Raw genomic sequence first — 9,562 nt, 5'->3', positions numbered from 1 at the left:
GATATATTATAGGGAGGGATTATATATGGAGGGGAAAATAAATTTGAAAAAGTTTTTATTAATTTTTTCAGTACTATTTATTTCAGTATTAGTTTTAGCAGGGGCGGTATCTGCTGTATCCGTAGAAACCAACCATACATCTACTAAAATAAATTCATCTACATCTTATAACAATGTTAAAAATTTGGTGTCATTAAATCCACCACAAGTAACCAGTACTAATCCAATTAATAATGCAGTGAACATTCCTACTACTAAGCTTATTGTAATAAATTTTAACAGAATAATAAAAAACCCAAATAAACAGTTAATTCAACTTAGAAACAGCAGAGGGACAGTTATACCTGTAACTTATACAATCCAAGATAATAAAATGTATATTGACCACTCACCCTTACACAAATACACAACATATACACTTTCATTAAAACGTTATTGTATAGCGAATCGAGAAGGAAATACATTAACAGCAACTTACACAACTAAATTCAAAACAGGAACTACCAATTTATTGAAGTATAATGCTCAATTAATCATTCCAAAACTTGGAATCAGTCCAACAATACATGCTGATACACTTAATCATTATAATGCAGTATATCATTATCCTAACGGTGCATATTTTGGAACACCAGGTCAATGTGCATTTATAGGACATCGTACAACATATTCAGCAGTACTGAGATATATAAATCTGTTAAACTATGGGGACACAATAATCATTAAAGATTACACAAGCAAGAAAAAGAGCACATATAGGGTTGTATCCCATGAAACTAAATATAATTATCAACTTATAAGTCATTTTAAAACTTATGGGAAAAGTGAATTAATGTTAAAGTCATGTTACCCTGTGGGATACAGTTATATGAAATGGATTGTTCATGGTGTGCTAGTATCTACAGTACCGCTTTAGGACAAATAAAAAAAATAAGTATATTTTTATTATTTAGGGTATTGATCCGACATGATAATCAAAATATATAATTTTTTTTATTGTGATCCAAATGTTTCTCATAATATTTAGTAGTTTACAGTATAAATATGAATAAAAAATGATCTTTTAGCAAAGAAAATAATATTCAGGGGGTATAATGGTAGATAAAGTTGACTATTGGATTTCAGAAGTTTGTTACAAAGATAACCATATCGAATCTGTCAGAATATACAAAGATAGCGAAGTTGTATATGGATTAGAAAAAACATGGACTGTAACAGCAGTTATCGATAGCATAAATAAGGGTTATAACATTGGTACAATGATTAAAAAAGATGGTAGATGGTGTGGAGGGGCTATAGTAGAAGTAGTTAACATAGGCGGAACAGAGTATATCCGTACTGACAGGGATTCATCAACTGAAGATAATTTAGAAAATCTTCCAAAGTTCTGTTAGAAGATATTTAACAAATTCTTTTTTAAAATATAGAAATATTATCAATTATTTTTTAGTGTTTAACTCTTAATCACTGAATATAGAATATTCAAAAAATAAGAATTTAAATGAATTAAATGGTAAAAAACGACTAAATCATTTCTCAAACGGAATATAAACCCCGGAACTGAACTGAGAATAAGTTTCTTTATCAAATTTAGGGTAATCTAGATCTGCATCTTTGAAAATTCCCACATAAGCTATATAAAAATATTTTTTAGAAATTAAAAATATTGCTGAATAATCATTTAAAATGTCTTCAAAATTTTCTTCATTACATTTTATTTCAAGATCATCCATTTCCTTAGTTTTTTTATCTTTTATTTCAAGCATCCTGAAATAAATTTCATCCTCGTTTTTATCAATTACTTCATTAAACTTTTCAATAAATTCTTCGCTACGATCACCACTCAATCCTTCAATATTGTCAAAATTATTTAAAACAAAATTTTTTATATAATCTGATACAACATACTTTTCCATAAAATACCACCGGTATTAGATTTGTTTTTAAACACATTTAAGTTAATCTAACAACATAAAATCTAGAAATTGTTAATAATCTTTCTATTTACACTTTAATTTCAAAAAAACGATGGAATTAATCTAATTTTATCCTAAAATTATTTTGAAAACATTTAAATTAAATCCATAGGTAATATATGATATATAAAAATAAAATTTCATTATTTTCAAATAGAATTATCATACTACCTGGATAAATTTAATTAAATGCATAACTAGGGGGAATATGATTTATGGATTTACAGGAAGATAATGAATATGAATTAGAACTAAAAAAAGCAAAAAAAGAATATTTAATAGCCGCTGATTTTTTAAAAGGATATTTCAGGTTCATTTATGAAAATGCAGGCAAGAAGTGGACTGAAAAAGATGATGCTGAAATTGAAAAAGTGATGTGTGCTATAAAAAATTTAGCATATTGGGAATCTGTAAAAGCAACACGTATCATGACAAAAAGACAAAAATCAGAATAGAAAAAAAATTAATTCTTAACTGATTGTAGGATTTGTATTATATTGACAAATAAGGAGAAGAAAACAAACTATCCCTCCTTAAAAAAGGATAATTGAATTGGAAATAAGTTAAAAAAATTTGGAAAGAAATTTAAAACATTTCAGAGTACATAGATCCATTATACAATTTAATCCCCTGACAGAAAACAGGATGTCAATGCAGCAGTTAATATACGCGATTTTGCTTTGGATAAGCAAAATTTAATCAGTACCTTAGGAACTACGGAAATTAAAGCTTCTCTGAGAAAACCACAAAAGTGGATTCAATGAAGGAAGAAACCCCTTCAGAAAGGAGGGGTAGTTCACTCTATCCCTGTGAGATTTAAGATGGTGAGTGTTAATTCATTGTTCTCAGTTTTACCATTACCATATACTATGGAAACTGTTATTATATGATTTTCTTGGGAGACATCTGGATTTATAATCCTATTATCCTCGCTTGTAAGTGCTAATTCATAAACCGAATCATCTGGGGTGAAACTGGTAAAATCCTTAATAATTTTTCCTGTGGACTGGTCAATAATTTTATACTTGCCTGCAATGGTTTTTAACAGATCATCAGAAAGAGGATTGTTGTTTTGGTCTAAGAAATTTATTGTCAGTATTCTACTCGACTTTTCTGTAATGGTTTTCTTTTTAGAAACCAGATTTAAATCTATATTTACCTCTGTGAATGAATAATCCCTCTTTGGAAATCCTAAACCAAATGGTATCAATGGAGATCCATTTAGACAGTAATTTGGACCGTTAATGCCTATTACTGTCGAAATCTCGTTGTAAATGTCTGAAAGTTTTCTTGGTTTGAGATTTACAGCAGTATCATAGGTTAATAATTCTATAACCATTCTCTTTTGAGTTTCTTCAATAAGAGTTTTTATAGACTTAGAAAGGGGTATGCCATTGCTGTTGCTAATATTGATTTTTGGGATTATAAAATCAAGTTCTTCAGCAGTTGTTTGAAGTGTTTGGGTTTTCCAGTTTAGTGAAGCAGAAACTTCCACAGAGGGATTCAGTTTATGTATGGTTTCTGACATTTCCTTTGCAAATTCTGCCAATATTGTTGATTTCTGATCATCCGTATAACCATCCCATGAATGCCAATGGAAGTCATCGAAGGAAATACCCATAATAACGGGAAAGTCTTGGAGTAACTGTAAAATGGCCTGTTTTAACGTGTTTCTATGTTGATTGTTAGTTGGATCCACTAGAGAAGATTGATCCGAAGCTTTGAATCCATTGATGTTAATTATCAATTTTAGATTGGTATGTTCTAAATCGTTTATCAGATTGTTCAAATTTTTTTTACACACTGTATAATCCTTCAACAAGAAACTGTCTTTATAAAATACAGTTGTTAATCCTCTATTTTCCAACTCAACAAAATCTGGGTTAGTATTGCCCTCGATAAGATATAAACCTCTGATATCCATAATTTTTAAACCTCTGGATCCTTTTTTTAATACAAGTTAAAATCTGATTCATCACTTACTATACTCTATACTTCAAATGAAATAAATTTTTCATAAAAATTATTTTTTAAAGAATAATTAAATGAATTAAATACAGATGAGATACGGCATTTAATTAATTCATATACAGCAACAGCAACGATATTATTTCAATTCCATTCAACTCTACTATTAACCTATTGAAATGTGATTTAAACTGATAAAAAATGATATAATAAATTTTTAATGAATAGGTTTTGATTATAATTTGAACTTTATATTTATTTAGTAAAAAAAATGGATTTTATGTTAAATATAATTTAATTTTGGATTTAGAATGGAATATACTAAATAAATTATTGTTATTTCATAAATCAACATGTAATAATAAAAAGAAATTTGTCCACCCCGATTATTCTATCATCCCTTTTCAAAACAAAGAATATATATGCTTAAGATCAAGATTGTATAAATAATATATATTAATATAATATTTTAACAAAATTGATAGTGATTGAAGTGAAGAAATCATTTATTACTACAACCAGTTTTAAGTTTAAAACCGGCAAATAACTCAAATTTATATTGATATTAGATGAAATGAAATATATTTAAGACAATATCAAACTTTTCTATAAGCTTGAAAGGATGAAAATGTTTAATTTTTTAATGGGTGTGTTTTATGGTGAAATCATTCAATATTTTAGAAGCAGAAATAAAAAATATGGCAATTAAAGATGGGGCAAGCATAGTTTTACCCATTAATCCCGAAGAAGTTGTGGTTGAGAATTGGGTTAGATTAAAATGTCAGTTTGGATGTCCTAATTACGCTAAAAAATTATCATGCCCACCTTATAGTCCAAAACCAGAAGATACCAAAAAAGTGCTTAATGAGTATTCTAAAGCATTTTTAATTGGATACAAGGGATCAACTCTATTTAACAGATATGATACTGAAAATAGGGATGATTTATTTCCTAAAGTTTTAAAAGATATACGCAGATCCTTGTTTGAGATAGAAAAACATGCATTTTTATCAGGATATTACAAGTCATTTGTATATGGGTTTTGTGGCCCCTGTACAAGTTGTGATAAATGTGTAGTTGAAGATGGTATTTTATCTTGTAAATATGCTTCTGAATCCAGACCTTCAATGGAGGCATCGGGCATTGATGTCTTTAAAACAGTTAAAAATGCAGGATTAGAATTAGAGGTTCAAACCAGTAAAAATCTCAATGAGTTACGCATGTTTACTCTATTATTAATAGAATAAATTTCACCCCGAAATCATTGCACAAGAAATAAAACAATTCCTTAAAGAGGAATAAAATCCGAATTGGGGACAAATAGAAGATTATTTACAGGTTAAATTTATACTCTATTAGCTTTAATTTTTATGCTATTTTTGCTAACATTTATTATATCACTTATATAACCTCTTGATATTGTTATATGAGAAGTTTGTCAAGAGTTTTGGCAGCTGTTATTTGAACATCATTGACTTTATCGTTTAATACTTTTTTGAGTGGTTCTATTGCACGAGCATCTCCAATATTACCCAGAGCATTGGCAGCAGACATTCTCACCCACGGATTTTCATCTTTTAATGTGCTTATGAGAGGTATAACTGCATTTACATCTCCTATTTCACCAAGGGTTTCTGCAGCATACCCTTTCATTTGCCATTCTTTATCTTTTAATGCATTAATGAGAAGTTCCACTGCAGGTTCTCCTATTTTAACAAGAGAAATAATAGAATTACTTCTAACACCATTATTTTCATCTTTTAATATATTTATGAGAGGTTTGATTGTACGGACATCCCCTATTTCGCCAAGTGTTTCTGCAGCCTGCCATCTTACACGCCACTCATCATCTTTTAATGCATTAATGAGCGGTTCAACTGCAGATTGACCAATTTCGCTAAGAGCCTTGGCACTGTCTTTCGCACATTCCAATCTTCATCTTTTAGTGAATCTATGAGCTTTTCAACCGAATTTTCTCCAATTTCACCCTCATATTCTTCGCTTTTACTTTGTAAATATGAATTTTCTTCGTTTAAATTGGGATGTTCCGTTATGCTTGAATCAGTAATTTTATCAATAGCAAAAGCAGCGTCCCTTCGAACTGACTCATCATTTGTGTATTTAAGTAAATTCATGAGTCCTTTAATGTCTTTATCCTTTTCCATTTTTTTAATATCTGGTTTACCCATCCCTAACAACTTTTTTATATCCATTAAAATTTTACCCCTTTAATTATCAATATTTTTAATTAGAATAGATGGTTATAGTTCATACATAAATTAATATTTTACTGAGTTAATTTATTTTTTAAAAGTATAATATTGTTTTAAAAACTATTTAGGATGATTTGAAATATTATTTATTCTGCTGCATGTCTGAAATCATTACATCATGGTGATGATAACTTTTAGGAAATTCACCATATCCATGGATAGCATTTTGCGGGCACCATTTTATGCATGCTAATCAGGTTTCACAATGATGTTGCCATACGGGTTTACCCTCAACTAATTTAATATTATGTACGGGGCAAATCTTGGCACAGGTAGTGCAGTTTTTACAGTTCTCGTCTGTATGATAACTGTTGTCCATTAGGTGTATTATTTCCTCTGCTGGGAGATTAGGATTTTTCTTAAATCCTGCTGTATTGGACATTGATTTTAAGAATATGGGTTTAAAAATAGCAGTTTTCATAATTCGTTCTAAAATGTTAACCACTGGTTTGATTAGAATACTATCAGTGTCGAATTTGTATTCTTGCTTGGCCAAAACACATTCACAAATTGTGGCAAGTTTCTCCTTTTTCCAGTCTTGATATAATTTCTCTTTGTTTTCAAAAGGCTTGGTGAAGGCGTTTTGGGGCATGTGAACTCCAAATCCTGATGAAAGCCGACCGCCCCGTGAATTGATCATTTTATCCAACAGTTTTAATGTTGTGCCAAATCCGCCGCCATAGGTACAGACTGCAAAGATATAAGGTTTATTAATGTTTTCGAGTTTCATAACAAATCTCTGGACAATAAGTGGGATATTAATAATTCCTGTGTAATAAACTGGGAATATAATCCCGATCACATCTGCATTGGTTGTTATATGGTCGTGATTCATAACTGTAGGGATGGGTATCAGTTTACCATTGGTTTTTTCAGAGATTTCCCTTGCTACTGCAAGTGAATTACCAGTTCCAGAAAAATAATAAATTTCAATATTCATGATAAATTCCTTTTTGGATTATTTTTAAACATGATTATCTGTTGATAGATTCATTTTAATTGACTCATGAATTGATTTTATTTTCTTATCCACTTTTTTCATTCTATTTTTAGATCTATAATTTTCTACCTTAATTATCCTTTTGTATGTTGTTTTCTTTTACTTTCAAAGCAAAGTCTTCTGCATTTTTAAGGTCTTTATCATTGGGTCTGCCCTTATTCATTCCCCCAAAAAGCTTAAGAAAACTATTGGTATTAAAACCTTTACATTGAAATTCATCAACAATTAGGTAGCCTTTAGATTCTAATTTTTCCCTGAGAGTAGTGTGATCGTTAGAAGCTTTAGATTTTCCTGTTATTCCTGCTGTAGAGAAAATGAATGCTTTTTTGTTAGTAACTCGGGGTAGTGAATCTGCTAGGTTAAGCAGAGATTCATCGTGTTTGGCACTATATATTCCTGAACCAAATCCTATGAAATCATATTTTTGAAGTTCTTCAGGTTTAATTTCCTTTGGCGTTTTTATTTCTGCATCAAGTACTTTAGCGAATACTTTAGCTACTTTTTCAGTGTTATGGTGATGGTATGAGTACAATATCAAAAGAGATTTCATTGGTAACGATTCTTTGAGACCATTTACATTATTTTCCATTTTTTCACCTTCTATTGTTCAAAGATAATGACTACATTCCCCTTTTTATGTCCTTTGTCGACATATCTGTGGGCCTCGACAATTTGATCTATGGAATAAGATCTATCAATAACTGCTCTTATCTTCCCTGCCTCAATAATCTCTTTAAGATCCTTGAGAAGGGAGATAACATTTTTTGTCTTTATTTTATCTGAAGAAATATGTATGTTGAGATAGATTCCTGTTTTCTTCAGAGATTTTTTGGCCTGTTTAGGTGGAATCTTAGCTACAGCGTCAAATATAACATCATATTTTTCACTTTTTTGGGTAAAATCGTCTTCCGTATAATCAATCACCTTATCGGCTCCTAATGATTTTACCATTTCCAAATTAGTGGTACTACAAACTCCTGTAACTTCTGCTCCCAGTAACTTGGCAAGCTGTACTGCAAATGTCCCCACACTACCTGAAGCACCATAAATAAGAACTTTCTGTCCACTCTGGATATTTGCCATTCTAATAATACCCAAGGTTGTAATTCCTCCTGAAGGGATAACAGCAGCTTCCTCAAATGTCATGTTGGCCGGTTTTATTGCCAGTGTTCCGTCTTCAGGCATACATTTGTATTCGGCATATCCTCCAAAACCTGCCCAAACTGTTGATGCAAAAACTTCGTCTCCTTCCTTAAACAGCCTCACATCTTTGCCTATAACTTCAATTTTCCCAGATAACTCCATCCCCAGTATAGCTTTTTTAGGTTTTCTAATCCCTAAAAATATCCTTGCAAGAAGCACTTGCCAGCGACGACCAGGGATATTTAAACTACGCATTATCGTATCCCCCCTATGCACTGTTGTCGCATAAACTTTTATCAGTACTTCATTATCCTTGGGAACAGGTTTTTCCACTTTTCTAAGTTGAAGAACTTCTGGTGGGCCGTATTTTGTACATATAACTGCTTTCATGATTTTCACACTATTCAAATGTACCTTTTCTAGTTAATTATTTTGTAAATCTGGAGCAATTGCAGACTTATTAAATCCTTTAACTATAAGCCATACTGCAAATACCATTTCCTGCAAAGCTATGGGAATGGCTAATACTGCAAATGGGGAAGTTAATCCCATTCCAAGACCAAAAATACCAAGTGATCCATATAATAATACTATTGCAGCTCCAATTAATCCCCAAACTGATAACCATCGAGGAATTAGTTTGGATTGATACAATACATAATTGAGAGTCATACTTCCTAAACCAAAGAAGATTAAAGTCCCAATCAACACAGACCAATTTTGTAATGCCAGCAGTAATGTCCCTAAAGATTGGTAATATGAAGCATCAACTGCACCTGCCACATATTTCTGGCTTACTGTTAACATCATAAGAAGACCTATAGTACCAACAATATAGAAAACGTTCTCAAATAATCTTAAACCAACATAACCCATAGCTAAACTTTCAATGTGCCTTCTAAGTAATGGAAACAACATAAATGAAGTAGCAAAAGCAGAAATTGCAGCTATTAAGAAAAATATCACTGCTATTATCATTTGGTTTCCATGCGCAGAAACGCTAATAAGATAATTGGGAGCTTCTAAAATCGAGCCTAAAAAAACCGAGCCTAATATAGATGCAACCGTCGCAACTATAAATAATACTCCCACAATTATTGCGGTCTTTCTGTAAGTATTCATTTTTTCACCTTTTATTTATTTAAACTTGAGGCTGTCTCATAATTAACTTTTTTCGAATTTTTTTTTGTTCTTGTTTTTAG

At 30.8% G+C, this 9,562-nt stretch carries 12 protein-coding genes; 4 read left to right on the top strand and 8 right to left on the bottom strand.

Translation table 11 applies throughout. The features are described 5' to 3' along the window. Positions 1 to 25 precede the first annotated feature (25 nt). Positions 26 to 916: a sortase domain-containing protein gene (locus tag K8N75_RS05245; RefSeq protein ID WP_223791066.1), complete on the top strand. Its 891-nt coding sequence runs from the start codon at positions 26 to 28 to the stop codon at positions 914 to 916. Positions 917 to 1,094: 178 nt separating this feature from the next. Then, on the top strand, positions 1,095 to 1,394 hold the full coding sequence (locus K8N75_RS05240) for a DUF3892 domain-containing protein (protein ID WP_223791065.1): 300 nt from the start codon (positions 1,095 to 1,097) through the stop codon (positions 1,392 to 1,394). A gap of 135 nt (positions 1,395 to 1,529) precedes the next feature. On the opposite strand, the gene K8N75_RS05235 is transcribed toward K8N75_RS05240, so the two are convergent. Beyond that, positions 1,530 to 1,916 carry a hypothetical protein gene (locus K8N75_RS05235; RefSeq protein WP_223791064.1) on the bottom strand — a complete coding sequence of 129 codons (387 nt, stop codon included), beginning with the start codon at positions 1,914 to 1,916 and terminating at the stop codon, positions 1,530 to 1,532. A 275-nt stretch (positions 1,917 to 2,191) separates the two neighbouring features. On the opposite strand from K8N75_RS05235, the gene K8N75_RS05230 reads away from it, so the two are divergent. Beyond that, positions 2,192 to 2,431 carry a hypothetical protein gene (locus K8N75_RS05230; RefSeq protein ID WP_223791063.1) on the top strand — a complete coding sequence of 80 codons (240 nt, stop codon included), beginning with the start codon at positions 2,192 to 2,194 and terminating at the stop codon, positions 2,429 to 2,431. A 341-nt stretch (positions 2,432 to 2,772) separates the two neighbouring features. Here the strand turns inward: K8N75_RS05230 and K8N75_RS05225 are convergent, their stop codons facing one another. Further along, positions 2,773 to 3,900: a hypothetical protein gene (locus K8N75_RS05225; RefSeq protein ID WP_223791062.1), complete on the bottom strand. Its 1,128-nt coding sequence runs from the start codon at positions 3,898 to 3,900 to the stop codon at positions 2,773 to 2,775. Between the two features lie 700 nt (positions 3,901 to 4,600). Here K8N75_RS05225 and K8N75_RS05220 point away from each other — a divergent pair. Beyond that, positions 4,601 to 5,191: a DUF2284 domain-containing protein gene (locus tag K8N75_RS05220; RefSeq protein ID WP_223791061.1), complete on the top strand. Its 591-nt coding sequence runs from the start codon at positions 4,601 to 4,603 to the stop codon at positions 5,189 to 5,191. A gap of 175 nt (positions 5,192 to 5,366) precedes the next feature. On the opposite strand, the gene K8N75_RS05215 is transcribed toward K8N75_RS05220, so the two are convergent. From K8N75_RS05215 to K8N75_RS05190, 6 genes are all read right to left on the bottom strand, one after another. Further along, entirely contained in the window at positions 5,367 to 5,876 is a 510-nt protein-coding gene (locus K8N75_RS05215) for a HEAT repeat domain-containing protein (RefSeq protein ID WP_223791060.1), read from the bottom strand. Further along, positions 5,798 to 6,157, bottom strand: coding sequence for a HEAT repeat domain-containing protein (locus K8N75_RS05210; protein ID WP_223791059.1), 360 nt, complete (start codon positions 6,155 to 6,157; stop codon positions 5,798 to 5,800). The genes K8N75_RS05215 and K8N75_RS05210 overlap by 79 nt, the downstream gene beginning before the upstream one ends. 253 nt (positions 6,158 to 6,410) lie before the next feature. Next, entirely contained in the window at positions 6,411 to 7,157 is a 747-nt protein-coding gene (locus K8N75_RS05205; protein WP_223791058.1) for an EFR1 family ferrodoxin, read from the bottom strand. Positions 7,158 to 7,287: 130 nt separating this feature from the next. Further along, positions 7,288 to 7,806 (bottom strand): flavodoxin family protein, encoded by a 519-nt coding sequence (locus K8N75_RS05200; RefSeq protein ID WP_223791057.1) that lies wholly within the window; start codon positions 7,804 to 7,806, stop codon positions 7,288 to 7,290. An 11-nt stretch (positions 7,807 to 7,817) separates the two neighbouring features. Next, positions 7,818 to 8,759 (bottom strand): NAD(P)-dependent alcohol dehydrogenase, encoded by a 942-nt coding sequence (locus tag K8N75_RS05195; protein ID WP_223791120.1) that lies wholly within the window; start codon positions 8,757 to 8,759, stop codon positions 7,818 to 7,820. Between the two features lie 24 nt (positions 8,760 to 8,783). Beyond that, positions 8,784 to 9,482, bottom strand: coding sequence for a DUF4386 domain-containing protein (locus tag K8N75_RS05190; protein ID WP_223791056.1), 699 nt, complete (start codon positions 9,480 to 9,482; stop codon positions 8,784 to 8,786). Between the last annotated feature and the right edge of the window lie 80 nt (positions 9,483 to 9,562).

Origin of the sequence: Methanobacterium spitsbergense (assembly GCF_019931065.1) — an archaeon.
In the GTDB taxonomy this organism is placed as follows: domain Archaea; phylum Methanobacteriota; class Methanobacteria; order Methanobacteriales; family Methanobacteriaceae; genus Methanobacterium_B; species Methanobacterium_B spitsbergense.
The sequence above is the reverse complement of the archived record's forward strand: the minus strand, read 5'-3'. Positions and strand labels throughout refer to the sequence as shown.